At 60.2% G+C, this 25,712-nt stretch carries 28 protein-coding genes; 6 read left to right on the forward strand and 22 right to left on the reverse strand.

Annotated elements, in window-relative coordinates:
• Positions 1 to 20 precede the first annotated feature (20 nt).
• The 4 genes from BT204_RS15780 to BT204_RS15795 all read left to right on the forward strand — a co-directional run bounded on the left by BT204_RS15780 (position 21) and on the right by BT204_RS15795 (position 3,570).
• Entirely contained in the window at positions 21 to 359 is a 339-nt protein-coding gene (locus BT204_RS15780) for a YbaB/EbfC family nucleoid-associated protein (protein WP_003193199.1), read from the forward strand.
• Between the two features lie 140 nt (positions 360 to 499).
• Positions 500 to 1,534 carry an NADP-dependent oxidoreductase gene (locus BT204_RS15785; protein WP_034128391.1) on the forward strand — a complete coding sequence of 345 codons (1,035 nt, stop codon included), beginning with the start codon at positions 500 to 502 and terminating at the stop codon, positions 1,532 to 1,534.
• Positions 1,535 to 1,600: 66 nt separating this feature from the next.
• Complete coding sequence (gene recR, locus BT204_RS15790) at positions 1,601 to 2,203, forward strand: recombination mediator RecR (protein WP_014719453.1); 603 nt, start codon at positions 1,601 to 1,603, stop codon at positions 2,201 to 2,203.
• A gap of 218 nt (positions 2,204 to 2,421) precedes the next feature.
• Positions 2,422 to 3,570, forward strand: a complete 1,149-nt coding sequence (locus BT204_RS15795; RefSeq protein WP_072447435.1) for an acyl-CoA dehydrogenase family protein — start codon at positions 2,422 to 2,424, stop codon at positions 3,568 to 3,570.
• Positions 3,571 to 3,678: 108 nt separating this feature from the next.
• Here the strand turns inward: BT204_RS15795 and BT204_RS15800 are convergent, their stop codons facing one another.
• Together BT204_RS15800 and fnr are read right to left on the reverse strand one after the other, a co-directional pair.
• A complete protein-coding gene (locus tag BT204_RS15800) occupies positions 3,679 to 4,227 on the reverse strand; it encodes an adenine phosphoribosyltransferase (RefSeq protein WP_034128393.1) in 549 nt (182 codons plus the stop codon).
• A gap of 76 nt (positions 4,228 to 4,303) precedes the next feature.
• Positions 4,304 to 5,038 (reverse strand): fumarate/nitrate reduction transcriptional regulator Fnr, encoded by a 735-nt coding sequence (fnr, locus tag BT204_RS15805; protein ID WP_005790290.1) that lies wholly within the window; start codon positions 5,036 to 5,038, stop codon positions 4,304 to 4,306.
• 152 nt (positions 5,039 to 5,190) lie between these two features.
• Between fnr and BT204_RS15810 the strand changes: the two genes are divergently transcribed.
• Positions 5,191 to 5,658 (forward strand): FlxA-like family protein, encoded by a 468-nt coding sequence (locus BT204_RS15810; RefSeq protein WP_080757733.1) that lies wholly within the window; start codon positions 5,191 to 5,193, stop codon positions 5,656 to 5,658.
• Here BT204_RS15810 and hemN read toward each other — a convergent pair whose 3' ends face one another.
• The 16 genes from hemN to ccoN (BT204_RS15890) form a co-directional block, all read right to left on the reverse strand.
• The gene (gene hemN / locus BT204_RS15815; protein ID WP_034128394.1) at positions 5,659 to 7,041 is read right to left on the reverse strand and encodes an oxygen-independent coproporphyrinogen III oxidase; all 1,383 of its coding nucleotides are present in this window, start codon (positions 7,039 to 7,041) and stop codon (positions 5,659 to 5,661) included.
• A gap of 103 nt (positions 7,042 to 7,144) precedes the next feature.
• Positions 7,145 to 7,828: a sulfite exporter TauE/SafE family protein gene (locus BT204_RS15820; RefSeq protein ID WP_034128395.1), complete on the reverse strand. Its 684-nt coding sequence runs from the start codon at positions 7,826 to 7,828 to the stop codon at positions 7,145 to 7,147.
• Positions 7,821 to 8,033: a cbb3-type cytochrome oxidase assembly protein CcoS gene (ccoS, locus tag BT204_RS15825; RefSeq protein ID WP_054898601.1), complete on the reverse strand. Its 213-nt coding sequence runs from the start codon at positions 8,031 to 8,033 to the stop codon at positions 7,821 to 7,823. Before ccoS ends, BT204_RS15820 begins: the two co-directional genes overlap by 8 nt.
• Before the next feature lie 22 nt (positions 8,034 to 8,055).
• On the reverse strand, positions 8,056 to 10,506 hold the full coding sequence (locus BT204_RS15830; protein ID WP_072447437.1) for a heavy metal translocating P-type ATPase: 2,451 nt from the start codon (positions 10,504 to 10,506) through the stop codon (positions 8,056 to 8,058).
• 125 nt (positions 10,507 to 10,631) lie between these two features.
• Complete coding sequence (locus tag BT204_RS15835; RefSeq protein WP_014719446.1) at positions 10,632 to 11,171, reverse strand: FixH family protein; 540 nt, start codon at positions 11,169 to 11,171, stop codon at positions 10,632 to 10,634.
• Positions 11,172 to 11,185: 14 nt separating this feature from the next.
• Positions 11,186 to 12,589 carry a cytochrome c oxidase accessory protein CcoG gene (gene ccoG, locus BT204_RS15840; protein ID WP_057976226.1) on the reverse strand — a complete coding sequence of 468 codons (1,404 nt, stop codon included), beginning with the start codon at positions 12,587 to 12,589 and terminating at the stop codon, positions 11,186 to 11,188.
• Positions 12,590 to 12,796: 207 nt separating this feature from the next.
• Entirely contained in the window at positions 12,797 to 13,207 is a 411-nt protein-coding gene (locus tag BT204_RS15845) for a type II toxin-antitoxin system VapC family toxin (protein WP_057976224.1), read from the reverse strand.
• The gene (locus tag BT204_RS15850) at positions 13,207 to 13,461 is read right to left on the reverse strand and encodes a type II toxin-antitoxin system Phd/YefM family antitoxin (RefSeq protein WP_057976223.1); all 255 of its coding nucleotides are present in this window, start codon (positions 13,459 to 13,461) and stop codon (positions 13,207 to 13,209) included. Before BT204_RS15850 ends, BT204_RS15845 begins: the two co-directional genes overlap by 1 nt.
• Positions 13,462 to 13,630: 169 nt before the next feature.
• On the reverse strand, positions 13,631 to 14,608 hold the full coding sequence (gene ccoP / locus BT204_RS15855; protein WP_014719444.1) for a cytochrome-c oxidase, cbb3-type subunit III: 978 nt from the start codon (positions 14,606 to 14,608) through the stop codon (positions 13,631 to 13,633).
• The gene (locus BT204_RS15860) at positions 14,605 to 14,790 is read right to left on the reverse strand and encodes a CcoQ/FixQ family Cbb3-type cytochrome c oxidase assembly chaperone (RefSeq protein WP_005790274.1); all 186 of its coding nucleotides are present in this window, start codon (positions 14,788 to 14,790) and stop codon (positions 14,605 to 14,607) included. The genes ccoP (BT204_RS15855) and BT204_RS15860 overlap by 4 nt, the downstream gene beginning before the upstream one ends.
• Positions 14,791 to 14,795: 5 nt before the next feature.
• Positions 14,796 to 15,404 carry a cytochrome-c oxidase, cbb3-type subunit II gene (gene ccoO, locus BT204_RS15865; RefSeq protein WP_003193167.1) on the reverse strand — a complete coding sequence of 203 codons (609 nt, stop codon included), beginning with the start codon at positions 15,402 to 15,404 and terminating at the stop codon, positions 14,796 to 14,798.
• A complete protein-coding gene (ccoN, locus tag BT204_RS15870) occupies positions 15,404 to 16,846 on the reverse strand; it encodes a cytochrome-c oxidase, cbb3-type subunit I (RefSeq protein ID WP_014719443.1) in 1,443 nt (480 codons plus the stop codon). The genes ccoO (BT204_RS15865) and ccoN (BT204_RS15870) overlap by 1 nt, the downstream gene beginning before the upstream one ends.
• A gap of 418 nt (positions 16,847 to 17,264) precedes the next feature.
• Positions 17,265 to 18,212 (reverse strand): cytochrome-c oxidase, cbb3-type subunit III, encoded by a 948-nt coding sequence (gene ccoP / locus BT204_RS15875; RefSeq protein ID WP_054897851.1) that lies wholly within the window; start codon positions 18,210 to 18,212, stop codon positions 17,265 to 17,267.
• Positions 18,209 to 18,409 carry a cbb3-type cytochrome oxidase subunit 3 gene (locus tag BT204_RS15880; protein WP_072447439.1) on the reverse strand — a complete coding sequence of 67 codons (201 nt, stop codon included), beginning with the start codon at positions 18,407 to 18,409 and terminating at the stop codon, positions 18,209 to 18,211. Before BT204_RS15880 ends, ccoP (BT204_RS15875) begins: the two co-directional genes overlap by 4 nt.
• A 3-nt stretch (positions 18,410 to 18,412) precedes the next feature.
• Positions 18,413 to 19,021, reverse strand: a complete 609-nt coding sequence (gene ccoO, locus BT204_RS15885) for a cytochrome-c oxidase, cbb3-type subunit II (RefSeq protein ID WP_003193159.1) — start codon at positions 19,019 to 19,021, stop codon at positions 18,413 to 18,415.
• Positions 19,022 to 19,031: 10 nt separating this feature from the next.
• Complete coding sequence (gene ccoN, locus BT204_RS15890; protein WP_034128402.1) at positions 19,032 to 20,456, reverse strand: cytochrome-c oxidase, cbb3-type subunit I; 1,425 nt, start codon at positions 20,454 to 20,456, stop codon at positions 19,032 to 19,034.
• Between the two features lie 79 nt (positions 20,457 to 20,535).
• Here ccoN (BT204_RS15890) and BT204_RS15895 point away from each other — a divergent pair, with 79 nt between their 5' ends.
• Positions 20,536 to 21,222, forward strand: coding sequence for an alpha/beta family hydrolase (locus tag BT204_RS15895; RefSeq protein WP_072447440.1), 687 nt, complete (start codon positions 20,536 to 20,538; stop codon positions 21,220 to 21,222).
• A 43-nt stretch (positions 21,223 to 21,265) separates the two neighbouring features.
• On the opposite strand, the gene BT204_RS15900 is transcribed toward BT204_RS15895, so the two are convergent.
• The 4 genes from BT204_RS15900 to BT204_RS15915 all read right to left on the reverse strand — a co-directional run bounded on the left by BT204_RS15900 (position 21,266) and on the right by BT204_RS15915 (position 25,383).
• Positions 21,266 to 21,712, reverse strand: coding sequence for a hypothetical protein (locus BT204_RS15900; RefSeq protein ID WP_072447442.1), 447 nt, complete (start codon positions 21,710 to 21,712; stop codon positions 21,266 to 21,268).
• An 85-nt stretch (positions 21,713 to 21,797) separates the two neighbouring features.
• The gene (locus BT204_RS15905) at positions 21,798 to 22,646 is read right to left on the reverse strand and encodes a hypothetical protein (protein ID WP_072447444.1); all 849 of its coding nucleotides are present in this window, start codon (positions 22,644 to 22,646) and stop codon (positions 21,798 to 21,800) included.
• 163 nt (positions 22,647 to 22,809) lie between these two features.
• Positions 22,810 to 24,375 (reverse strand): methyl-accepting chemotaxis protein, encoded by a 1,566-nt coding sequence (locus BT204_RS15910; RefSeq protein ID WP_034128405.1) that lies wholly within the window; start codon positions 24,373 to 24,375, stop codon positions 22,810 to 22,812.
• A 216-nt stretch (positions 24,376 to 24,591) separates the two neighbouring features.
• Positions 24,592 to 25,383, reverse strand: coding sequence for a CPBP family intramembrane glutamic endopeptidase (locus BT204_RS15915; RefSeq protein WP_054921757.1), 792 nt, complete (start codon positions 25,381 to 25,383; stop codon positions 24,592 to 24,594).
• Positions 25,384 to 25,712: the final 329 nt, after the last annotated feature.

The raw sequence follows: 25,712 nt of genomic DNA on the forward strand, positions 1-25,712 counted from the left end.
GTACTTTTGAGGTGATTCCCATGATGAAAGGTGGCATGGCCGGCCTGATGAAGCAGGCGCAGCAGATGCAGGAAAAAATGGCCAAGATGCAGGAAGAGCTGGCCAACGCCGAAGTCACCGGTAAAGCCGGTGGCGATATGGTCAGCGTGGTGATGACCGGTCGTCACGACATCAAGCGTGTCAGCATCGATCCAAGCGTATTGCCAGGCGTGGGTGAAGATGACCTGGAAATGCTCGAAGCGCTGTTCGCCGCAGCCGTCAACGACGCTGTGCGCAAGATCGAAGCCAACAGCCAGGACAAAATGTCCGGCGTGACCGCTGGTATGCAACTGCCACCGGGCATGAAACTGCCGTTCTGATACAGGTTTTAGCTAGACTCAAATGCCAGGCATCGCGCCTGGCATTTTTTTTGGCCGGTCGAAACATCGAACCCCAGGCCTTCACCGATGGTCTGCACCCTATACCGTTGAAACCACTCACCGATAAAGGAGCCCCGCTGATGCCTCAAGAAATGACGCTCAACCAACGCATCGTTCTGGTCTCACGCCCTCAAGGCGCACCCACGCCGGAAAACTTTCGCCTGGAACGTGTGAGCCTGCCGGACCTGGCAGACGGTCAGGTGTTGCTCAAGACCCTGTACCTGTCCCTGGACCCTTACATGCGTGGACGCATGAGTGACGCGCCGTCCTACGCCGCGCCCGTGGAAATCGGCGAGGTGATGACCGGTGGGGCTGTCAGCCGTGTCGAGCAATCGCGCAACCCGAAATTCGAAGTGGGCGACCTGGTGGTCGGCGCCACCGGCTGGCAAAGCCACTGCATTTGCGAAGGCCATAACCTGATCCCGCTGCCCAAGGGGTTGCCGAGTCCGTCGATGGCCTTGGGCGTACTGGGTATGCCGGGCATGACGGCCTATATGGGCTTGATGGATATCGGCCAGCCCAAGGCCGGGGAAACCCTGGTGGTGGCGGCTGCGTCTGGCGCAGTGGGGTCGGTGGTGGGCCAAGTGGCCAAGCTCAAGGGCTTGCGCGTGGTGGGCATTGCCGGTGGCGCAGACAAGTGCCGCTACGTGGTGGATGAGTTGGGCTTTGACGCCTGTATCGACCACAAGAGCGAAGATTTTGCCCATGAGCTGGCCCTGGCCTGTTTCAAAGGCGTGGACATTTATTTCGAAAACGTCGGCGGTAAAGTCTTCGATGCCGTGCTGCCTTTGCTCAACCCCAAAGCGCGCGTGCCGCTGTGCGGGTTGATTGCCGGCTATAACACCCATGAAGCGCCCAGCGGCCCTGACCGTTTGCCGGCCCTGCAACGCACCTTGCTGACCAAGCGGGTGCGCATCCAGGGCTTTATCGTGTTCGATGACTACGGCGACCGCCAGCCGGAGTTCCTCAGTGCCATGGCGCCTTGGGTGCGCGAGGGCAAGATCAAGTTCCGCGAGGACGTGGTCGACGGCCTGGAGCAGGCGCCCGAAGCCTTTATCGGCCTGCTCGAAGGGCGCAACTTCGGCAAGTTGGTGGTGCGCGTCGCGCAGGATTGAGTATTTGACGCTAATCCGGGGCGCGGGTATAAACCGCGTCTCGTTGTTTTGTCGGACCCTTCGCCCATGAGCTTCAGCCCCCTGATTCGCCAACTGATCGACGCCTTGCGCACCTTGCCCGGCGTTGGCCAGAAAACTGCCCAGCGCATGGCGCTGCAACTGCTGGAGCGTGACCGCAGCGGCGGCACTCGCCTGGCCCAGGCCCTGAGCCAGGCCATGGAGGGCGTGGGCCACTGCCGCCAGTGCCGCACCCTCACCGAAGAAGAACTCTGCCCGCAATGCGCCGACCCGCGTCGCGACGACACGTTGCTGTGCGTGGTGGAAGGGCCGATGGATGTGTACGCCGTGGAGCAAACCGGTTACCGCGGGCGTTACTTTGTGCTCAAGGGCCACCTGTCGCCGCTCGACGGTTTGGGGCCGGAAGCCATCGGTATTCCACAACTGGTGGCGCGAATCGAAGAGCAGGGCACCTTTACCGAAGTGATCCTGGCAACCAACCCGACGGTGGAAGGTGAAGCCACCGCGCACTACATCGCCCAGTTGCTGACCAATAAAGGTTTGATTACTTCACGGATCGCCCATGGCGTACCGTTGGGGGGCGAGCTGGAATTGGTGGACGGCGGCACCCTGGCGCACTCGTTCGCAGGCCGCAAACCCATCGCCCTCTAAAAGCCACTGCAATCTGGAGCTTCCTAACCCTGTAGGAGCGAGCTTGCTCGCGAAAAACTAATAGGCGCCGCGTTCACTCAGGAAGCACGCGTTATCGTTGACGTTTTTCGCGAGCAAGCTCGCTCCTACAGGATTAGCGCAGACACAGTCCCTGTGTATGACTTGATAACCAAGCAAGCGCTTGGTAAGTTCGCTCCATCTCGCCATGGAGCTTGCCGATGTCTGCCTATCAGGAATACTTCGATCCCAGCCACCAATTGGTCCGCGACAGCGTGCGCCGCTTCGTCGAGCGCGAGATGCTGCCGGGCATCGAGCACTGGGAGGAAGCTGAGAGCTTTCCCCGTGAGCTTTACCTCAAGGCCGGTGCGGCGGGCATTCTGGGCATCGGCTACCCCGAGGCGCTGGGTGGCAGCCACGAAGGCGATCTGTTCGCCAAGGTCGCCGCCAGCGAAGAGCTGATGCGCTGCGGCTCCGGCGGCGTGGTGGCAGGGCTCGGCTCCCTGGATATCGGCCTGCCGCCCATCGTCAAATGGGCCCGGCCCGACGTGCGTGAGCGCATAGCGCCTCTGGTGCTCGCCGGCGAGAAGATCATCGCCCTGGCGGTCACCGAGCCCAGCGGCGGCTCGGATGTAGCCAACCTGCAAACCCGCGCCGTACGTGAAGGCGAGCATTACCGCGTGAGCGGTGCCAAGACCTTTATCACCGGCGGCATTCGCGCTGATTTCTACACCGTGGCCGTGCGCACGGGTGGGCCGGGCTTTGGTGGCATCAGCCTGCTGCTGATTGAAAAAGACACGCCCGGTTTTACCGTCGGCCAGCCACTGAAGAAGATGGGCTGGTGGGCGTCGGACACCGCCGAGTTATTCTTCGATGACTGCCGCGTGCCTGTGGGCAATCTCGTCGGTGTCGAGAACATGGGCTTTGCCTGCATCATGGGCAACTTCCAGAGCGAGCGCCTGGCCTTGGCCCTCATGGCCAACATGACCGCGCAACTGGCCTTGGAGGAAAGCCTCCAGTGGGCCGCCCAGCGCGAAGCATTCGGCAAACCCATCGGCAAATTTCAGGTGCTCAAGCATCGCCTGGCGGAAATGGCTACCGCCGTGGAGGTTTCCCGCGAGTTCACCTATCGCCAGGCCGCGAAGATGGCCGCCGGCAAGAGCGTAATCAAAGAGATTTCCATGGCCAAGAATCTGGCTACCGATACCGCTGATCGGGTGACGTATGACGCGGTGCAGATATTGGGCGGGCAGGGATATATGCGTGGCAGTCTGGTGGAGCGGCTGTATCGCGATAACCGGATTTTGTCGATTGGTGGCGGGACGCGCGAAGTGATGAATGAAATCATCTGTAAGCAGATGGGGTTGTAAACCGGGGTGTTCTTTCGGCCTCATCGCGGGCAAGCCCGGCTCCCACAGGAGAATGCATTCCAAGGTGGGAGCCGGGCTTGCCCGCGATGGCGTCAGTACTGACGACGCTTATCTCTCAGTCAGCCCGAACTGCGTCAGGCAATACGTCGGAATCCCCATGTCTGCCAAGCGCTGCGAGCCACCCAGCTCCGGCAAATCAATAATCGCCGCGGCTTCAAAGATCTTTGCCCCCATGCGCCGCACCAGGTTCGCCGCCGCAATCAGGGTGCCGCCGGTGGCGATCAGGTCATCGAACATCAGCACGGAGTCGCCTTCGCACAGGCTGTCGGCGTGCACTTCCAGGAACGCTTCGCCGTACTCGGTCTGGTAACCCTCAGCCAGCACGTCCGCCGGCAGCTTGCCTTGCTTGCGGAACAGGATGAGCGGCTTGTTGAGTTGGTAGGCGATGATCGAGCCGATCAGGAAGCCACGGGCATCCATTGCACCGATATGGGTGAAATCGGCTTCGACATAGCGTTGGGCAAAGCTGTCGGCCACCAGGCGCAGGGCGCGGGGCGATTGAAACAGCGGCGTGATGTCACGAAAGATCACACCCGGCTTGGGGAAGTCGATAACGGGGCGAATCAGGGATTTGATGTCGAACGAATCAAAAGTCATCGTCGAGGAGTCCAGAGCGGAAAACGGACTCGAAGTATACCTGCGGCCTCGCCGATTGGCGCGGCCGCAGCCTGGATCAGACCTCCAGCGAACCGCCAGCCAATGCACACAGCTGGATCGGGTCGAGGATATGCACTTCTTTACCCTCGGCGGCAATCAACTGGTTCTGCTGGAAACGGGTAAACACGCGGGACACGGTCTCCACTGCCAGGCCCAGGTAATTACCGATCTCATTGCGCGACATGCTCAGGCGGAACTGGTTGGCCGAGAACCCACGGGCGCGAAAGCGCGCCGACAGGTTGACCAGGAACGTGGCGATACGCTCGTCGGCGGTTTTCTTCGACAGCAGCAGCATCATTTGCTGGTCGTCACGAATCTCGCGGCTCATCACGCGCATCAACTGGCGGCGCAATTGCGGCAGTTGCAGGGCCAGTTCATCCAGGCGCTCGAAAGGAATTTCGCACACCGACGTGGTTTCCAGGGCCTGGGCCGATACCGGATGAATCTCGGTGTCCATCCCCGACAGCCCGACCAACTCGCTTGGCAGGTGGAAACCGGTGATTTGCTCTTCGCCGCCGTCGCTGAGGCTGAAGGTCTTCAACGCGCCCGAGCGTACTGCATAGACGGAATCAAACTTGTCGCCCTGGCGAAACAGAAACTCGCCTTTTTTCAGTGGGCGGCCGCGTTTGACGATGTCGTCCAGCGCATCCATGTCTTCCAGATTCAACGAAAGTGGCAGGCAGAGGGGGGCCAGGCTGCAATCCTTGCAATGGGCCTGGCTGTGAGCGCGCAGTTTGACTGGCTCGGACATTTCTTAAATCCTTGTGGGAAAACACACATAAGACGTAAGGGTAACGCACTGGGGGGCAGCGAGGCCAGCGTGTACAGAAAACCTGCACAGGTATAAAGATTTGTTGCTTGAGGTCGATACAAAGAGCACATCTCTTAGACGGAGCTCGGATCATGTCTGTTATAGCGGCCTACAACCCGGCTATTCGCATCCCTGTTGTGCCTGACGCGAAGCCGGTTACTGCGCTCAAGGACGAAGGTCCCACCCTTGAAAAATCTTCTGAAACCAAGGTCGTGGAAGGTGTGACAGTGACTATTTCCGCTGCGGCATTCAAAGCGGCAGGCGTGGAGCAGCGCAGCAATGCGGACATCGATGACAGTGGCCTGGAAGACAACGTCAAACAGGTATTGAAAATGATCCGCCAACTGAAGCAACAGATCGCCGAAAAACAGGCCGAACTGGCGGCGGTGGCCGCGGACAGTAATCTTTCCCCTGAAGAGGCGCGTGCCAAGGCCAGCGCGCTGCAGACCGAGATCGGTTCGCTGCAGGCTGGCCTGATGTCGGCTCAGACGTCGCTGGCCAAGGCGATGAAAGGCATGAGTGCCGAGGATTCGATGAAAGCTGCCTCCCTGGCGATGTAATCAAATCACCCGCGAAAACCGTTGCCTGTTCTGGTGCTCCAGGTAGGCATCGAACACCATGCACACCGAGCGCACCAACAAGCGCCCGGCTGGCAGCACGCGAATGCCCTGAGCGTCCAGTTCGATCAAGCCATCATCGGCCATTGTCTGCAATTGCGGCCATGACTCGGCAAAATAGCCGCGAAAATCGATGTTGTACGCCTGTTCGATTCCCTCGAATGCCAGGCTGAAATTGCAGATCAACTGCTGGATCACGTCCCGTCGCAACCGGTCGTCCGTAGTGCAGACCAGGCCGCGGCTCGTCGCCAGTTGCGCGCCCGCCAAGGCATTCTGGTACTGGTTCAGGTCACTGCTGTTCTGGCAATACAGGTCGCCGATCTGGCTGATCGCCGACACCCCCAGCCCAATCAGGTCGCAGTGCCCGTGGGTGGTGTAACCCTGGAAGTTGCGCTGCAGCTTGCCTTCTTCCTGGGCCACCGCCAGTTCGTCGTCCGGCAGCGCAAAGTGGTCCATGCCTATGTAGCGGTAACCGGCCTGGGTCAGTTGTTCGATGGTGGTTTGCAGCATCAGCAGTTTTTCTGCCGGCGAGGGCAGGTCGTCGGTGTTGATCCGCCGCTGGGGCATGAAGCGTTCCGGCAGGTGCGCGTAGTTGAATACCGACAGGCGGTCAGGCTGCAAGCGGATAACTTCCTCCACGGTGCGCGCAAAGTTCAACGGCGACTGCTTGGGCAGGCCGTAGATCAGGTCGATATTGATCGAGCGAAATTGCAAGGTGCGCGCTGCATCGATCACGGCGCGGGTTTCCTCCAGGCTTTGCAGGCGGTTGACCGCCCGTTGCACCTCGGGGTCGAGGTCTTGCAGGCCGATGCTCACGCGGTTGAAGCCCAGTTCGCGTAGCAGCCCCATGGTGGCCCAGTCGGCTTCGCGCGGGTCGATTTCGATGCCGTAGTCGCCCGAGTCATCATCCAGCAAATTGAAATGCTGGCGCAGGCGTGTCATCACCTGGCGCAGTTCATCGTGGCTGAGAAACGTTGGCGTACCGCCGCCGAAATGCAGTTGCTCAACGGGTTGCTGCGGGTCGAGGTGGCAGGCCACCAATTGGATCTCCTGCTCCAGGCGCTGCAGGTAGGCCTGGGCGCGCCCCCGGTCCTTGGTGATCACCTTGTTGCAGGCGCAGTAGTAGCAAATGTTGGCGCAGAAGGGTACATGCACGTACAGCGACAGTGGCCGCACTGCCTTTCGGCTGTCACGCAGGGCGTGGAGCAGGTCGAAGGTGCCGACCTGGCTGTCAAATTGTACGGCGGTGGGGTAGGACGTGTAGCGCGGCCCCGCCAAGTCGTAGCGGTGAATCAGATCTGTGTCCCAACGAATGGCGTCGAGCATGCGGGCGGTCCCCCGGATTGGCTAGTGGGCCGAGTCTAGGGGCAGGGCAGGCAAGGCATGTTGATTTGCATCAACGGGGAGCGGCGCTATGCCACAGGGCCTGTTAATGCCCCATTAGCCAGTGCTGATGGGGGCCGGGCAAGGTCCAGAGGCCGAAGATCATCACCAGCACCCCGCCGGCCACCCGCACGCTGCGCTTGCGCAACAACGCCGTCACCCGTTCGGCGGCCAGCCCGGTGGCCAGCAGCACCGGCCAGGTGCCCAGCCCGAACGCCAGCATCAGCAAGGCGCTGTCCAGTGCATTGCCCTGGCTCGCCGCCCATAGCAGGGTGCTGTAGACGAGCCCGCACGGCAACCAGCCCCACAGCGCACCCAGCAACAAGGCGCGGGGCAGGCTGGACACCGGCAGCAAACGGTTGGCCACTGGCTGCAGATGCCGCCACAGGCCGCGCCCCAGGCTTTCGATACGGGTGAGGCCGCTCCACCAGCCGGCCAGGTACAGGCCCATGCAGACCAACAGCAGGCCGGCGAGCACACGCATGAACATCGCTGCCGGGCTGTTGGCCACCGCCCAGCCGGCCAGGCCGATCAATAAACCGGCGGTGGCATAGCTGAGGATGCGCCCCAGGTTGTACGCCAGCAGCAGGCGAAAACGGCGGCTGCGTTGTTCCTTGGGAATCGCCAGGGTCAGCGCGCCCATCAACCCACCGCACATGCCCAGGCAGTGGCCACCACCGAGCAGGCCGAGGATCAGCGCCGAGACCAGCAAGGGCATCAGCTCAAGCATGAGGGGGCTCTTTGGGCGGTTGCTCGGGGTTGTTGGCTTCATCGATGGCGGCCAGGTGGTTCGGGTCCTGGTCATCGAACAGCACGCTATGGGCCGGGCCATCGAGGTCTTCGTACTGGCCGCTGTCCACGGCCCAGAAGAAGATGTAGATGGCCACGCCCACTAACAGCAGTGCTGCCGGAATCATCACATAGAGAGCTGGCATCTGTACTCCATGCCCACGCGGCTCAGGCCGGCAGCGGGCGGGTTGCTGGGGCGGTACCCGGGGCTTGCGCGCTCGGCAGGCGAGTCAGGCGCAACGCGTTGAGTACCACGGTCAACGAACTGAGGGACATGCCGATGGCCGCCCAGATCGGAGTGATCCAACCCAGGGCGGCGAACGGCAGCATAAGGCCATTGTACAACCCGGCCCACAACAGGTTCTCGATGATCACTCGGCGGGTGCGCCGCGCGAGGCTGAAGGCCTGCACCAGCGCATCCAGGCGGTTGGACAACAGCACCGCATCGGCGCTGGTTTTTGCCAGGTCGGTGGCCGAGCCCATCGCCACACTGATATCGGCAGCAGCCAACACCGGCACATCATTGACCCCATCGCCCAGCATTAGCACTTTGCGACCTTCCTTGTGCAGGTTTTGCAGTACCTGCAGCTTGTCGTCAGGGCGCAGGCTGCCGTGGGCCTCGTCGATACCCAGCTCAGAGGCGACACTGGCTACCATCGGCGAACTGTCGCCGGAGAGCAACAGCGTGCGCCAGCCCCGCGCCTTGCATGCGGCCAGCAAGGCGGGGGCGTCGCTGCGCAGACGGTCGTCGAGTACGAACCAGGCCAGCGCCCCGCTGCGGTCGCCCAGCAGCAGCCATTGCCCGGCTTCGTCCGGCGAGGCGGGAATCGCGCAGCCACTGAGTTCACAGACAAAACCCGGCTGGCCGATGCGCAACAGACATTCTCCCACACGACCCTCCAGGCCCAGGCCTTGCGTGCTCAGCACTTCATCGGCGGCCAGCGGCGCACGGCCGAAGGCACGGGCAATCGGGTGTTCGGAGCGGTTCTCCAGGGCGGCGGCAAGGCCCAGGCATTGGTCGCTGTCCAGCGCGCCGAGGGGCCGGATGGCGCGCAACGCCAGGCGCCCTTCGGTGAGGGTGCCGGTCTTGTCGAAAATCACCGTGTCGATCTGGTTTAGGCCCTCCAGCACATGGCCGCGGGTCAGCAGTAACCCGAGACTGTGCAAGGTACCGGTGGCTGCGGTAAGGGCGGTGGGCGTGGCCAGCGACAGGGCGCACGGACAGGTCGCCACCAGCATCGCCAGCACAATCCAGAACGCCCGGGTGGGGTCCAGCTCCCACCACAGCAGGCCGATCAGTGCGGCGGCGATCAGCGAGCACAACAAGAACCACTGTGCAGCGCGGTCGGCGATCTGCGCCAGGCGCGGCTTCTCGGCCTGGGCGCGCTCCAGCAGGCGCACGATGGCGGACAGGCGCGTGTCATGCCCCAGGGCGCGTACTTGGACGGTCAGCGCGCCTTCGACATTCAGCGTGCCGGCCGTGACGCTCTCACCCGTGCGCCGAGGTTGCGGCAGGTACTCGCCGGTCAGCAGGGATTCATCAATGCTGGATTGGCCGTCGAGAATCACCCCATCCGCCGGCAGCACCGCACCGGGATGCACCAGCACACGATCACCCAGTGCCAACTCGCTGAGCAGGATGCGTTCGCTCTGGCCATTGTCCTTGAGGCGCAGGCAGGAGGCGGGCAACAGGTTGACCAGTTGGGCGGTGGCTGCGGCAGTACGCTCCCGGGCGCGGCGCTCAAGGTAGCGTCCGGCCAGCAGGAACAGGGCAAACATGCCCACGGCATCGAAATACAACTCGCCTACGCCAGTGATCGCCGTCCAGATGCCGGCCAGGTACGCGCCGCCAATCGCCAGGGACACCGACACGTCCATGGTCAGGTGGCGCGTGCGCAGGTCACGCAGGGCGCCTTTGAAGAAGGGCGCGCAGCTGTAGAACACGATGGGCGTGGTGAGAAACATTGCGACCCAGCGCAGGATGATGTGCAGCTCCGGGCTCAGGTCAATATTGAATTCCGGCCAGGTGGCCATGGTTGCCATCATGGCCTGGAACCACAGCAAGCCGGCGACCCCCAGTTGTCGCAGGGCCAGGCGATTCTCGCTGGCCAATTGTTCGGCGGCGCGGTCGGCCTGGTAAGGGTGGGCGGCGTAACCGATATGGCGCAGCTCGCTGAGCAGTTGGCTCAACGGCAATTGCCCATCGGCCCAGCGCACGTGCAGGCGGTGGTTGGACAGGTTCAATCGCGCTTCGGCCACCGCAGGCAGGCTGCGCAGGTGTTTCTCGATCAACCAGCCGCAGGCGGCGCAACTGATGCCTTCCATCAGCAAGGTGGTTTCGGCCAGGTCGCCTTGATGGCGGACAAAGGGTTTTTGCACATCGGCGCGATCGTACAGCGCCAGCTCGTCCACCAATTGCACGGGCAGCGCCTCGGGGTTGGCCGAGGCTTCGCTGCGGTGTTGGTAATAGCTTTCCAGCCCGCCGGCCACTATCGCCTCGGCCACGGCCTGGCAGCCCGGGCAGCAGAGTTCACGGCGTTCGCCGAGGATCTGGGCGGTGAACCGACTGCCGGAGGGGACGGGTAGGGCGCAGTGGTAGCAGGGGGTGGGTTGGGTCATTGCTCGGTTCCGCAGATCGTTCCCACGCTTTGCGTGGGAATGTTGCCCGTGACGCTCTGCGTCACAAAGCGGACGCAGAGCGTCCAGCAAGGCGTTACCACGCAGAGCGTGGGAACGATCATCGTCTACTTCTTCAAGTCTTCAGCGCCCTGCAACGGTTCGTCACCCAGCAACAAATCCTTGTCATGGCTGACCTCTTCCTCTTCGAACAGGCGCCAGGTGTTGCCGCCTTCCACGCCAAGCAGTTCCACGAAACGGCGACCTTCGACCTTGTCGGTGACCTGGCCGATGTAGCGGCCGGGCTCGCTGTCGCTGCGGGTGAGGTTAATCTTGCGATCCTTCTCTGGCTGGGTCGGGGAGATCAGGTTCAGCTCCAGGGTATTTGGATTGCTGTAGCCAGTCAGTTGCAGCTCGACCTCGCCGGTCAGTTCGTCCAGGTGCAGCTTGCCGCGCAGTTGCAGGGTCTGGGCCAGGCGTTCGCGGTCCAGGGAACGGTTGATGCCTTTGCCGGCCTCGTAGTAGTTGTCGTTGACCAGATTGTCCGGGTTGTTCACTGCGATGGTCACCATGGACAAGGTCAGGGTCACCGAGCAGGCCAGAATCGCGATGATGATCCAGGGCCAGAGGTGCTTGTACCAAGGGCTGGCGGCAGTAGTTGCGGGCATGCGTATGTTCCCTGTTAACGGACTTGTGGGCCGATGAATCGGCTCTTGGCTTCAATATGGACGCTGGTGTCATCGGCGTCTTCGAGGATGAAGGTCACCTCGTTGGTGCTCGACGGCAACTGCTCGGGCGCACTCGACAACTCCACCGGCATGCTGACGATATCGCCGGCGGCCACTTTGATTTCGCGCCGGCCTTGCAGCTTGAGGTCTGGCAGGCCAGCGGCGTCGAGCACGTAGGTGTGGTCGCGCTGGTCTTTGTTCATGATCTTCAGGCTGTAGACGTTTTCGATGCGCCCTTCGGCGTTCTCGCGATACAGCACGCGGTCTTTGCTGACGTCGAAACCTACCAGCGAGCGCATGAAGAAGGCCGACACCAACAGGCTGATCATCGCCAGCAACACCAGGGCGTAACCGATCAGGCGCGGGCGCAGCTTATGGGTTTTCTGCCCCGAAAGGTTGTGTTCGGTGGTGTAGCTGATCAGGCCGCGTGGGTACTCCATCTTGTCCATGATGTTGTCGCAGGCATCGATACAGGCGGCGCAACCGATGCACTCGATTTGCAGCCCGTCGCGGATATCGATACCGGTAGGGCACACCTGCACGCACATCGTGCAGTCGATGCAGTCGCCCAGGCCCTGGGCCTTGTAGTCGGTACCCTTTTTACGTGGGCCACGCACTTCGCCACGGCGCGGGTCATAGGACACGATCAAGGTGTCCTTGTCGAACATCACGCTCTGGAAGCGCGCATAGGGGCACATGTAGATGCACACCTGCTCACGCAGCCAGCCGGCGTTGCCGTAGGTGGCGAGGGTGAAGAAACCCACCCAGAAATACGACCAGCCATCGGCCTGGCCAGTGAAAAAGTCGAACACCAGTTCGCGAATCGGCGAGAAGTAGCCGACGAAGGTGATGCCGGTGGCAAAGCCGATCAGCAGCCACAGGCTGTGCTTGCTGAACTTGCGCAGGAATTTGTTGGCGCTCATGGGCGCTTTGTCGAGCTTGATGCGCTGGTTGCGGTCGCCTTCGGTGACCTTTTCGCACCACATGAAGATCCATGTCCACACGCTCTGTGGGCAGGTATAGCCGCACCACACGCGCCCGGCGTATACGGTGATAAAGAACAGGCCAAATGCCGCGACAATGAGAATGCCCGACAGCAGGATGAAATCCTGGGGCCAGAACGTTGCGCCGAAAATAAAGAATTTACGCTCCGGCAGGTTCCACCACACCGCCTGGTGACCGCCCCAATTCAGCCACACCGTGCCGAAGTACAACAGGAACAGAGCGGCACCGCCGACCATGCGCAAGTTGCGGAACAAGCCAGTGAAGGCGCGGGTGTAGATCTTCTCTCTCGAAGCGTAAAGGTCGACGGTCTTGGCAGGCGGGGTAACGTCATGTACCGGTATCTGGTCGCTCATCATTGCATCCCACGGCGGTGGAGATTTGCCTCGGCCAGTACGTGCCAGCCGGGGTCAAATTAAGGGTGTTGCAGTGGCCTAATGATACGCCCCCGATGGTGCGCAAAGGGTGCGACCTTTGGTCGCGTTGGGGGAAATCAATTGATGGTGTACGTGACCTGGATCAATTGACTTGGCAAGTATGGACGGTTTTTGTCGGTAAGCCGGTCATTCGTCCCATGGATTGATCAGTGCAACGCCGCTCGATTGGAAGTCGCTGATGTTGCGCGTGACGACGGTGAGCCCATGAACCAGCGCAGTTGCGGCAATCAATGAATCACTTTCGTTGGCTCGGTCGGGTACATGCAAGTGTGCGCAACGCAACGCGACCGCTGCATCGACGGGCAGGATTCTGGCATCAAAGGCGGGCATCACATGACGCTTGAGCCAGGCTCTCAGCACCTTCCCCTGCGCCGGGTCTCGCCGCTCAATTCGCAGGACTCCGGTTTCCAATTCCTTCAGCGTGATCGCCGAAATAAACATACGTGGAGCCACCACACTTTTTGCCCACGCCACGACATTTGAATCAGCCTGAGGTTTACGCAGTTCAGAGATCACATTCGTGTCGAGTAAATACATCAAGAAAAGTCCACGGGTCGATGAATGATCACGGCACGTTCGGTTTCGAAGTCGATAGCGGCCGCTTCCGGCATCACCAACAGGTCAACGATGTCGGCATTCAGACCTGTCAGCTTCTGGTAGTCCTCAATGCTTAGCAGTACATGGGCAGGCTTGCCGCGATCAGTGATAAAAACCGGCCCTTTGCGGGCGGCTTTTTTGGCACCACTTGTGTCTTGGTTGAATTCGCGGCTGGAAATGGTCGTGATGGTCATGGGGTAGGTCCCCTTCGCTGGAGTGAATGTAGTTACGTTACTACTTGGCGAGTGCGCGCGGCAAGGTTGAGGCTACGAACGGTAGATTTGGCTTTGAAAGTTTCGCAGCTAAAACAAAAAAGCCCCGCCAGCATTCGCTGCGCGGGGCTCCATTATTGTTTCAGAGGTCTTACTGCTCCTCAGCCTTCTTATCCCCATGCGACAAGCTATACACATACGCCGCAAGCAAGTGCACCTTGTCATTGCCCTGCAACTGCTCCTGCGCGGGCATCTGGCCCTGGCGGCCATAACGGATGGTCTGCTGCAGTTGCGCAAAGCTTGAACCGTAGATGAACGCCCCCGGATGCGTCAGGTCCGGCGCGCCCATGGCGGGGGTGCCTTTACCGGCCGGGCCGTGGCAGGCCACGCAGTTGGCGGCGAAGAGTTTCTCACCGTTGGCCACATCGGCCTTGGCACCTTCCGGCAGTTTGCGACCATCGAGTTGGGTCACCACAAAGCCTGCTACGTCAGCCACGCCTTGCTCGCCGATGACTTCGGCCCAGCCTGGCATCACCGCGTGGCGGCCCTTCATGATGGTTTCCTTGATGGTGTTGGGTTCGCCACCCCAGCGCCAGTCGGCGTCGGTCAGGTTGGGAAAGCCGTAGGCGCCCTTGGCGTCGGAGCCGTGGCACACCGAGCAGTTGGAGGCAAACAGCCGACCGCCCATCTTCAAGGCTTGCGGGTCCTTGGCGACTTCTTCAATGGGCATCGATGCGAACTTGGCGAAGATCGGCCCGAACTTGGCCTCCGACCTGGCCATTTCCTTTTCCCATTCGTGCACGCCGGTCCAGCCGGTCTGGCCGTTGGCGAACGGGGTTTGCTTGTCGTTGTCGAGGTAGTTGTAGCCTGGCAGCAGACCCTTCCAGTTGCCCAGACCAGGGTAGAGCACCAGGTAACCAAGGGCGAAGACGATGGTGCCGACAAACAGCATGAACCACCACTTGGGCAGCGGGTTGTCGTACTCCTCGATGCCGTCGAACGAGTGGCCGACGGTCTCGTCCGTCTGTTCGGTGCGCTGGCCCTTGCGGGTCGACAGCAGCAGCCAGGTCAGGGCGAAGATGGTACCCAGACTGAGGACTGTGACGTACAGACTCCAGAACGTAGTCATTCTTTGTTACTCCTAGAAGCTTGCTCGACGTGCTTGATGGCTTCGGGATCATCTGCAAAGGGCAGCATGGTCGCGTCGTCAAACTCCGACTTGCGCCGTGGGCTGAACACCCACAACGCCAGGCCGACAAAGGCCACCATCACCACAACGGTGCCCAGGCCACGAATCATCCCGATATCCATGTAGGTCACCGTTTGCTTTTGATGATGGTGCCAAGGCCTTGCAGGTAGGCCACCAATGCGTCCATTTCGGTCTTGCCCTTCACGGCTGCGGCTGCGCCGGCGATGTCTTCGTCGGTGTAGGGCACCCCCAGGGTGCGCAAGACTTCCATCTTCTTCGCGGTGTCCTTGCCGTCGAGCTTGTTTTCCACGAGGAACGGGTACGCCGGCATTTTCGACTCAGGCACCACGTTGCGCGGGTTGTACAGGTGCGCACGCTGCCAGTCATCGGAGTAACGCCCACCCACACGGGCCAGGTCCGGGCCGGTGCGCTTGGAACCCCACAGGAACGGGTGGTCCCACACGCTTTCACCGGCGACCGAGTAGTGGCCGTAGCGTTCGGTTTCGGCGCGGAACGGGCGGATCATCTGCGAGTGGCAGCCCACGCAACCGTTGGCGATGTAGACGTCGCGGCCTTCCAGTTCGAGGGCGGTGCGCGGCTTCATGCCTTCGACCGGCTTGTTGGTCACGTCCTGGAAAAACAGTGGGACGATTTGGGTCAGGCCGCCGATGCTCACGGCGATGACCATGAAGAAGGCCAGCAGGCCGATGTTCTTCTCGACTACTTCATGCTTCATCAGTGAGCTCCCACAACGGCGATCTTGGCGGCGGCTTCGGCTTCTACAGGGTCGCTGGCACGCACGGTGCGCCAGACGTTGTAGGCCATCAACAGCATGCCGCTGGCAAAGAACGCACCGCCCAGGGCACGTACGATAAAGCCCGGGTGGCTGGCTTGCAGCGCTTCGACGAAGGAGTAGGTGAGGGTGCCGTCATCGTTGATCGCACGCCACATCAGGCCCTGGGTGATGCCGTTGACCCACATCGAGGCGATGTAGAGCACGGTGCCGATAGTGGCCAGCCAGAAGTGTGCGTTGATCAGCCCGACGCTGTGCATCTGCACGCGGCCGAACAGTTTGGGGATCATGTGGTACAGCGCGCCGATGGAGATCATCGCCACCCAGCCCAGCGCCCCGGCGTGTACATGGCCGATGGTCCAGTCGGTGTAGTGGGACAGCGAGTTGACGGTCTTGATCGCCATCATCGGACCTTCAAAGGTCGACATGCCGTAGAACGCCAGGGACACCACCAGAAACCGCAGGATCGGGTCGGTGCGCAGCTTATGCCAGGCGCCCGAGAGGGTCATCATGCCGTTGATCATGCCGCCCCAGCTTGGCGCCAGCAGGATGATCGACATCGCCATGCCCAGGGACTGTGCCCAATCCGGCAGGGCGGTGTAGTGCAAGTGGTGAGGGCCGGCCCAGATGTAGAGGGTGATCAGCGCCCAGAAGTGCACGATGGACAGGCGATAAGAGTAGATCGGACGCTCGGCCTGCTTGGGCACGAAGTAGTACATCATCCCCAGGAAACCGGTGGTGAGGAAGAAGCCTACGGCGTTGTGGCCGTACCACCACTGGATCATCGCGTCCGTTGCGCCGGAATAGGCCGAATAGGACTTGAACAGGTTCACCGGCAGGGAGGCGTGGTTGACGATGTGCAGCATCGCCGTGACCACGATAAAGGCCCCGTAGAACCAGTTGCCCACGTAGATGTGCTTGGTCTTGCGCTTGACGATGGTGCCGAAGAACACCAGGCCGTAGGTCACCCACACGATGGCAAGCAAAATGGCGATCGGCCATTCCAGCTCGGCGTATTCCTTGGTAGTGGTGTAGCCCAGGGGCAGGCTGATGATGGCGCCGACGATGACCGCCTGCCAGCCCCAGAAGGTGAAGGCGGCCAGACCATCGGAAATCAGTCGCGTCTGGCAGGTGCGCTGCACGACATAGTAGGAGGTGGCAAACAGTGCACATCCGCCGAAGGCGAAGATCACCAGGTTGGTGTGCAGTGGGCGCAGGCGGCCGAAAGTCGTCCAGGGCAGGTCGAAATTCAATTGCGGCCAAACCAGTTGCGAGGCGATGAACACCCCGAGCCCCATGCCAAGGATCCCCCAGACCACCGTCATGATGGCGAACTGGCGGACTACCTTATAGTTATAAGCAGTCGGACTGATTGCTGTGCTCATTCTAAGGTTCCACGGTTTAGGTTTTTTTATAGGTAAAATCGGCCGCAAGTATGTAGAAACCGAGGGGCCATTGCAACGCAATGGCTGACCTGTATCAATGCGTTCCACGCCAGATTCTGCGCCCTTTCCATGTTTGGTGTAAGGATAAAGACCGAAATAGAAAGCTGATCAAGTGGACAGGAATTTTAGAGGGCGCAACGGATACCGTCGCCTACGCCAGAATTGCTCCACTGTGGGAACAAGCGTAGACCCGAATTAGGAGGAGGGGAAAGTTGGGTTTGGAAGGGGTGCGACACTTGGTCGCGACTTATGCCTGTGGCGAGGGAGCTTGCTCCCGTTGGGCTGCGTAGCGGCCCCAAAATCGTGGGAGCGCTTCGCACTCCAGCGGGAGCAAGCTCCCTCGCCACAGGTAGAGCTTTTACTGCGGTTGGCTGTCTGGCGTTGCGCCTTCAGCGTTATGGGACAGGCTGTACACGTAAGCCGCCAGCAAGTGCACCTTGTCATTGCCTTGCAGCACGTCCTGAGCCGGCATCTGGCCCTGGCGACCATGGCGGATGGTCTGCTGCAACTGCGCCAGGCTGGTGCCGTAGATAAAGCCGGCAGGCTCGGTCAGGTTGGGCGCACCCATGGCTTCCACGCCGTGACCTTGCGGACCATGACACGCCACGCAAGTGGTGCTGAAGGCGGCTTGCCCGGCGGCCAGGTCGGCGGTGTTGTCGGCGGGCAACGGCAGCTTGGCCAGGTCGTGACGCACGTAGGCGGCGACGTTCTTCACCCCGTCCTCGCCCAGCACTTCACCCCAGGCCGGCATCGCCGCGTGGCGACCGTTCAGGATGGTGGCCTTGATGGCCTCGGCCGAACCGCCCCAGCGCCAGTTGTTGTCGGCCAGGTTGGGGAAGCCATAGGCGCCCTTGGCGTCCGAGCCGTGGCACACCGCACAGTTGGAGGCAAACAGGCGACCGCCCATCTTCAACGCTTGCGGGTCCTTGGCGACTTCTTCCACCGGCATGGCCGCGAACTTGGCGAAGATCGGCCCGAACCTGGCGTCGGCCTTGGCCATTTCCTTGTCCCATTCCTTGGTCTGGGTCCAGCCGTCTTCATAGCCCGGCAGTACGCCTTTCCAGTTGCCCAGGCCCGGGTAGAGGATCAGGTAGCCGACGGCAAACACCAGGGTGCCGGCGAACAACATGAACCACCACTGGGGCAGCGGGTTGTCGTATTCCTCGATACCGTCGAAGGCGTGGCCCATGGTCTGGTCGACGCTGCCCTTGGTCTCGCCCTTGCGGGTGCCGACCAACAGCCAGGTCAGGCCGATCAGGCTGCCCAGGGTCAATACGCAGATCCATGTACTCCAGAACGTAGTCATGGCCGAGTGCTCCTTTTGGCTGGCTCTGCTTGAGCGTCGGGTGGGGAAGGTTCATCGGCAAACGGCAGCAGGCGGGCCTGCTCGAATTCCGCGTTGCGGCGGTTGTTGAACACCCACAGCGACAGGCCGATAAAGGCGATGGCGACCACCAGCGTGCCAAGGCCGCGGATGGTGCCCGCATCGAATTCAGATCCCATGGCTCACCTCTTGCTCTTGATGGCAGTGCCGAGCACTTGCAGGTAGGAAACCAGCGCGTCCATCTCGGTCTTGCCCTTGAGGCTGGCGACGGCGCCATTGATGTCGTCGTCGGTGTACGGCACGCCGAGGGTGCGCATCACTTTCAACTTGGTCTCGGTGTGGCTGCTGTCGACGGCGGCGGTGACCAGCCAGGGGTAGGCCGGCATTTTCGACTCTGGCACCACGTTGCGCGGGTTGTACAAGTGCGCGCGGTGCCAGTCGTCCGAGTAGCGCGCGCCGACGCGGGCCAGGTCCGGCCCGGTACGCTTGGAGCCCCACAAGAACGGGTGGTCCCACACGCTTTCGCCAGCCACCGAGTAGTGGCCGTAGCGCTCGGTCTCGGCGCGGAACGGGCGGATCATCTGCGAGTGGCACTGCACGCAGCCTTCGCGGATGTAGATGTCGCGGCCTTCCAGTTGCAGCGCGGTGTAGGGCTTCATGCCTTCGACCGGCTTGTTGGTCACGTCCTGGAAGAACAGCGGGACGATCTGCGTCAGGCCACCGATGCTCACGGCGAGCACCATCAGCAGCATCAACAGGCCGACGTTCTTTTCAATCGTTTCGTGTTTCATCATCGACTCCTCAGGCCATCTGCGCGGCAGCGGTGACTTCGGCAGGTTGCGCCGAACGCACGGTGCGCCATGTGTTGTAAGCCATCAGGAACATGCCGCTGAGGAAGATCGCACCGCCCACCAGACGCACGATGAAGCCTGGGTGGCTGGCCACCAGGGTTTCGACGAAGGAGTAGGTGAGGGTGCCGTCTTCGTTGACCGCACGCCACATCAGGCCCTGGGCGATGCCGTTGACCCACATCGAGGCGATGTAGAGCACGGTGCCGATGGTGGCCAGCCAGAAGTGCGCGTTGATCAGGCCGAGGCTGTACATCTGCTCGCGACCGAAGACTTTCGGGATCATGTGATACAGCGCGCCGATGGAGATCATCGCCACCCAGCCCAGCGCCCCGGCGTGTACGTGGCCGATGGTCCAGTCGGTGTAGTGGGAAAGGGCGTTGACGGTCTTGATCGCCATCATCGGGCCTTCGAAGGTCGACATGCCGTAGAAGGCCAGGGAGACGACAAGGAAGCGCAGGATCGGGTCGCTGCGCAACTTATGCCAGGCACCCGAGAGGGTCATCATGCCGTTGATCATGCCGCCCCAGCTTGGCGCCAGCAGCACCAGCGACATCACCATGCCCAGGGACTGCGCCCAGTCCGGCAAGGCGGTGTAGTGCAAGTGGTGAGGACCGGCCCAGATGTACAGGGTGATCAGCGCCCAGAAGTGCACAATCGACAATCGATAGGAGTACACCGGGCGTTCGGCCTGCTTGGGCACGAAGTAGTACATCATCCCGAGGAAGCCCGCCGTCAGGAAAAAGCCTACCGCGTTGTGCCCATACCACCACTGCACCATGGCATCCGTCGCACCGCCGTACAGCGAGTAGGACTTGGTCAGGCTGACCGGGATTTCCAGGTTATTGACGATATGCAAAATGGCCACGGTGATGATGAACGCGCCGAAGAACCAGTTACCCACATAGATGTGCTTGGTCTTGCGTTTCATGATCGTGCCGAAGAACACGATGGCGTAGGCGACCCAGACGATGGTGATCAGGATGTCGATGGGCCATTCCAGCTCGGCGTATTCCTTTGAGCTGGTGTAGCCCAGTGGCAGGCTGATGGCGGCCAGCAGGATCACAAGCTGCCAGCCCCAGAAGCAGAACGCGGCGACTTTCGGCGCGAACAGCTGCGTCTGGCAGGTGCGTTGCACCGAGTAAAAGGAGCTGGCGAACAGCGCACAGCCACCGAACGCGAAGATCACCGCATTGGTGTGCAATGGGCGCAGACGGCCGAAGCTGGTCCAGGGCAAATCGAAGTTGAGCGCAGGCCAAACCAATTGGGCGGCGAGAAAAACCCCGAGCCCCATGCCGACGATGCCCCACACCACCGTCATAATGGCGAATTGGCGGACCACCTTGTAGTTATAGGCGGTACTTAAAGTAGTGTTCATGGTTCCCCATCCACGGTTCAACCCAAGCAAGTGCGGCACTTGGGCTGGAGTTATAGGCAGACTAAAAAGCGAGGCAAGCATGGGCAAAGAGCACAAGGCCAGTATTGACGGGGATCAATGGGCGCAGTGTGTACGGGAACATGGCTGGTTGTGGGATGTCGCCACGGGCAAGCGTTCGGGCGAGCCGGTCACGCTGATTCTGGCCCATGGCGCCGGTGCACCGATGGACTCGGCGTTCATGAACGACATGGCTGCACGCCTTGCCGGGCATGGTGTGAACGTGTTGCGCTTCGAGTTCCCGTACATGGCCCAGCGCCGCTTGGACGGGGGCAAACGCCCGCCGAATCCGGCGCCGAAACTGCTGGAGGCGTGGCGTGAGGTGTATGCCCAGGTGCGACGTCATGTCGCTGGGAAACTGGCGATTGGCGGCAAGTCCATGGGCGGGCGCATGGCCAGTTTGTTGGCCGATGAGCTGGGCGCAGATGGGTTGGTGTGCCTGGGCTATCCGTTTTATGCGGTGGGCAAGCCGCAAAAGCCTCGGGTGGAGCATCTGGCTGCGCTTGCGACGCCGACGCTGATAGTGCAGGGCGAGCGTGATGCCTTGGGCAATCGAGCGGCGGTGGAGGGGTATGCGTTATCGCCGAGCATTGAGGTGATGTGGCTGGTGGCGGGGGATCATGATTTGAAGCCGTTGAAGGCGTCGGGGTTCAGTCATGAGCAGCATTTGGAGGCGGCGGCCATCAAAGCGTCAGGTTTTCTCGCCTGACGCTTTGTGAGGAGGTTGGGTGTTGCAAAGGTGATGAGTTTTTTTAAAGGTATTCTTTTTGAATATAGTACATTTCGAAATCACCTGTAACATTCATGTGGGCCGACTGTTCTCTAAAGGTTGCTTTGAAAGAACCTGTTGCTCTTTCGGTAAACGTATTGATGCTAATCGTTACTTCGGCCTCCTCAGCTCTGTAAGTTTGAGTTTCATGACCTGGAGAGTCGGTGGAGTGGTAAGCTACAAATTCACTTGTGAGGTTATAAGTTTTAGTTATATCGCCTTCTTCATAAGGGATGTTGAAATGATAACCCAGCAGGTTCTTATCCTTATAAGATCCTATTAATCCTTCGATAGCCCATTGCGTTTTATCTTTGTTGTGGTAAAAATACACTTTTTCCGCAGATGTACTTTCGTTGCATTTAATCCACGTAAACGTATTTTTAGACGTGGAGTTTTCTTGATTTTCCAAGGAGTAGAGGTCGGTCGACATTATAAAGCTCCTTTATATCGGGGTGGGTTTAAGTTTGTCAGGGGGTTGAGGTCTCACTGTACGAGCATCCGTGAAAACGATGTGGCTAGGGGCAGTCTTTTATAGGCTGAAACGTGCCGTTAGTCATGTCTACACGGTCGCGGATTTTATTTTTAAAGGTGGCTTCGCAGCGCAACGGCTGCTGAGTCAGTGTAAGCGTTACATTGTATTCGTCTTCATAGGTGCCACCGCCGAAGGGAGCATAGTAAAAATTCGATTTCTCATCACCGTTTTTAAATGTTTCATCGATGATCTGTTCATTTTCATCGTCGCAGTAAATAAAAATAGCCCATTCACGGTATTGAGGCGTACCCCATTCTCCCTCCTCGCTGGTCAGATACCATGCCTTGCTTGAACTGGAGTAGGCCAACCAGCCCTCCGTCTTGTATTGAGTTTGTCCTTCTGTCCATTTAAAGACCGAATGTTGTGTGTCAAGGGTAGTTCCAGGCCACTCACAGCAGCATTTTATTTCGCGTAATTCCGACGCTGTGTCAGTGAAAGAACCTTCGAAATTCAGCGTTGTGTTCCCTGTGCTTTCGTCAACGTTTACTTCAATGTCGCCGACTGGTTTAAAACGTTCTTCCGTTTCAGGTGCGTTATTGTTTGCACCTTGAATGTACACGTGAGCGAAGGCTTCCGGGTTTTGCTTGATTGATTTGTTAGGTGATGTGCTTATGGAGTCGAAAGGTATTTTCAATAACAGTGATTGTTGAGTGTCTGAGGACTGGAGCGTCAACTTGACCCAGTACTGATTATTGGATTCGGATAGGTGCAGTGGGAGGACCCAGCCTTCCAGTGTTCTTTCGTTGTTTGATGATTTTTCAGTCCATTGCACACGTCCCATGGTTTTTGGGAATGGATGCAGGGCGCTATTTGAGTCGGTAGACCGGGACATGACGGTGTGCTCCTGTTTGACAGGTTCACACTATAAGGAGGGAGGCGTTCAAAGGTTAACTGTGAGAAGTGACAGTTTTATAGAATGCTTGGTGATAAAAAGATGATGAGTGATAGCCATCTGCAAGGGGCTCACTTGTTGGGGAAAGTGAGCCCCTGACGTTCTACCGGTTAAAACGCTCCACCAGCGAGTACTGAGTATTCGCCGTATGAGTCAGTTCTTCACTCAACTGCGCCGAGTTCATCGCCTGCTCTGAAGTCTGATCTGCCAACAACGCGATGGTGCTGATATTGCGGCTAATCTCCTCGGCAACAGCACTTTGCTCTTCGGTAGCCGCGGCAATCTGGGTGGTCATGTCGGTGATATTGGCCACCGCCTCACTGATACCCACCAATGCCTGGTCCGCTTCCATCACCCGCGCCACACCTTCTTCGGCTTGGCGGTGCCCGGCGTCCATGGTTTGCACGGCCGCAGCTGCCGTGTGTTGCAGTTTGGCGATCAGGGCATGGATCTGCCCAGTGGATTCGGCCGTACGCTGCGCCAGTTGGCGCACTTCATCGGCGACCACCGCAAAACCACGGCCCATCTCACCGGCACGCGCGGCTTCGATAGCGGCGTTGAGTGCCAGCAGGTTGGTCTGGTCGGCAATGCCTTTGATCACATCAACCACGCCGCCGATTTCATCGCTGTCTTTGGCCAGTTGCGTGACGGTCACACCGGTCTCGCCAACGGCGGCCGAAAGACGCTGAATCGCCTCGCGGGTTTCCCCGGCGATATCGCGGCCGCGACCGGTCAGGCGGTTGGCTTCCTGGGTGGCGTCGGCGGTGCGCTGCACATGGCTGGCAACTTCCTGGGTGGTTGCAGCCATCTGGTTGACGGCGGTGGCCACCTGTTCGGTTTCCACACGCTGACGTTCCAGGCCGCTGGAGCTGCTGTGCGCCAGGGTGTTGGACTGTGCCGCCTGATCGTTGAGGTGCTCGGCAGTGTCCTGCAAGCGGGTCAGGCAGGTCTTCAGACGCGCTTCCTGGCTGAGAATCGACATTTCCAGTCGGGCCTGGGCGCCACGGCTGTCGGTGTACATCTGCGCAATCAGCGGGTCGGACGTGGTCTGCTCGGCCAGGCGCAGCAAGCGCTTGAGGCCGCGCTGTTGCCAGCTCAGCCCCAGCAGGCCCAACGGCACGGACAACGCTGCCGCCAAGGCAAAGCCCCACTGGGAGGTGAGGGTGGCGCCGATCATGAAGCTCAGTTGGCTGACCAGGATAAACGGCAGCCAGTCCTGCAGCACCGGCAGCCATTTGTCGCGCTGGGGAATCGCCGACTTGCCCTGGTTGATGCGTTGATAAAGCGCCTCGGCCCGGCGGATCTGCTCGGCGGTGGGCTTGATGCGCACCGATTCGTAGCCGATCACCTGGTTACCGTCGAATACCGGTGTTACATAGGCGTTAACCCAGTAGTGGTCGCCGGTCTTGCAGCGATTCTTGACAATGCCCATCCATGGCAAGCCTTGTTTGAGCGTGGACCACATGTGTGCGAACACCGCCGAGGGCACATCCGGGTGACGCACCAGGTTGTGCGGAGCACGGACCAGTTCGTCGCGGGTGAACCCACTGATTTCGACAAACGCGTCGTTGCAGTAGGTAATGACACCCTTGGCATCTGTGGTGGAGATCAACCGTTGCTGAGCAGGGAAGGTACGTTCGCGCTGGGTAACGGGTTGGTTATTACGCATGATTGTTCAATCCGCAAGGCTTTCAGGGGTTATCGGCCATGCTGGGCATTTATTTAACTTATTTTTGCAACAATCCTGGGAGCAGAGTGCCGACTGTGGCGAGGGAGCTTGCTCCCGCTGGGCTGCGAAGCGGCCCCAAACAACTTGCGGGCGCTACGCACCGGAGCGGGAGCAAGCTCCGTCGCCACAACAGCTCGTTCTTACAGTCGGGCAGGCTTAGCTGGCCAGCATTGGGTAGGTGAACAAGCCGAAGTGCAGCAGATTCAAGCCAAAATGCGTGGCAATCGCTGCGCCGAGCCCGCCAAAGCGATACGCCAGGCCGTAACCGACCCCGGCAATACTGGCCAGCGTCACCCATTGCCAACCCGCACCGAAATGCATCAGGCCGAATAACAGCGAAGCCAGCAGCAGCGCAAGGTTCTCGCCGTAGGGCAAGTGTTTGAAACGTTGGCTCAGGCCGCCCTGAACATAGCCACGAAACAGCGCTTCTTCCACCAGCGTCACCAGCAGCAGGTTATTGAGTACCCACAGCCATGCCTGGTCCGGCCATTTCGGCGCCCAACTGATCATTCCCATCAGTGCGGCACCACCCAGTGCGACGATGGCGGTCAGGGTCAGTGCCAGGGCGGTGACGCAGATCGACAGGCGCAATGAGCGTCGCGCCACAATCCACGGGCAGGCCAGCAACAGCCAGAAGCCTATCAGGGGCTTGTCCTGGTTCAGGTACATCGAGAAGGGCACTGAGTCCGGAGTTAAACGCTGGGGCGCAATACCGCGGCCGTTATAGAAACCCGGCAGCCAGTGCATCACCAGGCCCAGGGCCAGTACGATAAACAAGCCTTGGCCCAAGTAGCGTGCCCAAGGGTTGCGTTGCTGGCGCACGGCGTACCCGGCCACCAGCAGCAGTGCGATGGAGACCGCCGCCAGTACGCCCAGTTGGCCGTAGATCAAAGCCACGACATAGCCAATGGAAAGTAGGGTGAGGTACAGCCAGGGCAAAGCAATCATGTGAAATCCTTCGAAAAATCCGGGCGGCATTATAGCGAGTGGCCAGGTTCTAGGGCATGAAAACGCCTCCATGTACAAGGCAAGGGGGAAAGGATTGCAAAGTATGTTTGCGGCTGGTTATAGTCGTCGCGTCTTTATATCCCTTCAAAAAGATCAGCACATGCCAGCTTCCCAGCGCATAGCGGTAGTCGATTCAGCGGTCAACGCCGTGGTCGTGCCGTGCCGTGGCAAGCAGCCTGCGCAGATCAGTCATTACCCCCCACCTGTCAGTAGCACGCCGGTGTACGCAGTCGTATCACCGCCGGGTGTTGGCATTTCGGGCTGATCAG

It is taken from the genome of Pseudomonas sp. NFPP02 (genome assembly GCF_900119355.1).
Taxonomy (GTDB): Bacteria; Pseudomonadota; Gammaproteobacteria; order Pseudomonadales; family Pseudomonadaceae; genus Aquipseudomonas; species Aquipseudomonas paracarnis.

Coding starts and splice junctions, on each gene's coding strand:
- BT204_RS15780 (WP_003193199.1), top strand. CDS start 21: ATGATGAAAGGTGGCATGGCCGGCCTGATGAAGCAGGCGCAGCAGATG.
- BT204_RS15785 (WP_034128391.1), top strand. CDS start 500: ATGCCTCAAGAAATGACGCTCAACCAACGCATCGTTCTGGTCTCACGC.
- recR (WP_014719453.1), top strand. CDS start 1,601: ATGAGCTTCAGCCCCCTGATTCGCCAACTGATCGACGCCTTGCGCACC.
- BT204_RS15795 (WP_072447435.1), top strand. CDS start 2,422: ATGTCTGCCTATCAGGAATACTTCGATCCCAGCCACCAATTGGTCCGC.
- BT204_RS15800 (WP_034128393.1), bottom strand. CDS start 4,227: ATGACTTTTGATTCGTTCGACATCAAATCCCTGATTCGCCCCGTTATC.
- fnr (WP_005790290.1), bottom strand. CDS start 5,038: ATGTCCGAGCCAGTCAAACTGCGCGCTCACAGCCAGGCCCATTGCAAG.
- BT204_RS15810 (WP_080757733.1), top strand. CDS start 5,191: ATGTCTGTTATAGCGGCCTACAACCCGGCTATTCGCATCCCTGTTGTG.
- hemN (WP_034128394.1), bottom strand. CDS start 7,041: ATGCTCGACGCCATTCGTTGGGACACAGATCTGATTCACCGCTACGAC.
- BT204_RS15820 (WP_034128395.1), bottom strand. CDS start 7,828: ATGCTTGAGCTGATGCCCTTGCTGGTCTCGGCGCTGATCCTCGGCCTG.
- ccoS (WP_054898601.1), bottom strand. CDS start 8,033: ATGCCAGCTCTCTATGTGATGATTCCGGCAGCACTGCTGTTAGTGGGC.
- BT204_RS15830 (WP_072447437.1), bottom strand. CDS start 10,506: ATGACCCAACCCACCCCCTGCTACCACTGCGCCCTACCCGTCCCCTCC.
- BT204_RS15835 (WP_014719446.1), bottom strand. CDS start 11,171: ATGCCCGCAACTACTGCCGCCAGCCCTTGGTACAAGCACCTCTGGCCC.
- ccoG (WP_057976226.1), bottom strand. CDS start 12,589: ATGAGCGACCAGATACCGGTACATGACGTTACCCCGCCTGCCAAGACC.
- BT204_RS15845 (WP_057976224.1), bottom strand. CDS start 13,207: ATGTATTTACTCGACACGAATGTGATCTCTGAACTGCGTAAACCTCAG.
- BT204_RS15850 (WP_057976223.1), bottom strand. CDS start 13,461: ATGACCATCACGACCATTTCCAGCCGCGAATTCAACCAAGACACAAGT.
- ccoP (WP_014719444.1), bottom strand. CDS start 14,608: ATGACTACGTTCTGGAGTCTGTACGTCACAGTCCTCAGTCTGGGTACC.
- BT204_RS15860 (WP_005790274.1), bottom strand. CDS start 14,790: ATGGATATCGGGATGATTCGTGGCCTGGGCACCGTTGTGGTGATGGTG.
- ccoO (WP_003193167.1), bottom strand. CDS start 15,404: ATGAAGCATGAAGTAGTCGAGAAGAACATCGGCCTGCTGGCCTTCTTC.
- ccoN (WP_014719443.1), bottom strand. CDS start 16,846: ATGAGCACAGCAATCAGTCCGACTGCTTATAACTATAAGGTAGTCCGC.
- ccoP (WP_054897851.1), bottom strand. CDS start 18,212: ATGACTACGTTCTGGAGTACATGGATCTGCGTATTGACCCTGGGCAGC.
- BT204_RS15880 (WP_072447439.1), bottom strand. CDS start 18,409: ATGGGATCTGAATTCGATGCGGGCACCATCCGCGGCCTTGGCACGCTG.
- ccoO (WP_003193159.1), bottom strand. CDS start 19,021: ATGAAACACGAAACGATTGAAAAGAACGTCGGCCTGTTGATGCTGCTG.
- ccoN (WP_034128402.1), bottom strand. CDS start 20,456: ATGAACACTACTTTAAGTACCGCCTATAACTACAAGGTGGTCCGCCAA.
- BT204_RS15895 (WP_072447440.1), top strand. CDS start 20,536: ATGGGCAAAGAGCACAAGGCCAGTATTGACGGGGATCAATGGGCGCAG.
- BT204_RS15900 (WP_072447442.1), bottom strand. CDS start 21,712: ATGTCGACCGACCTCTACTCCTTGGAAAATCAAGAAAACTCCACGTCT.
- BT204_RS15905 (WP_072447444.1), bottom strand. CDS start 22,646: ATGTCCCGGTCTACCGACTCAAATAGCGCCCTGCATCCATTCCCAAAA.
- BT204_RS15910 (WP_034128405.1), bottom strand. CDS start 24,375: ATGCGTAATAACCAACCCGTTACCCAGCGCGAACGTACCTTCCCTGCT.
- BT204_RS15915 (WP_054921757.1), bottom strand. CDS start 25,383: ATGATTGCTTTGCCCTGGCTGTACCTCACCCTACTTTCCATTGGCTAT.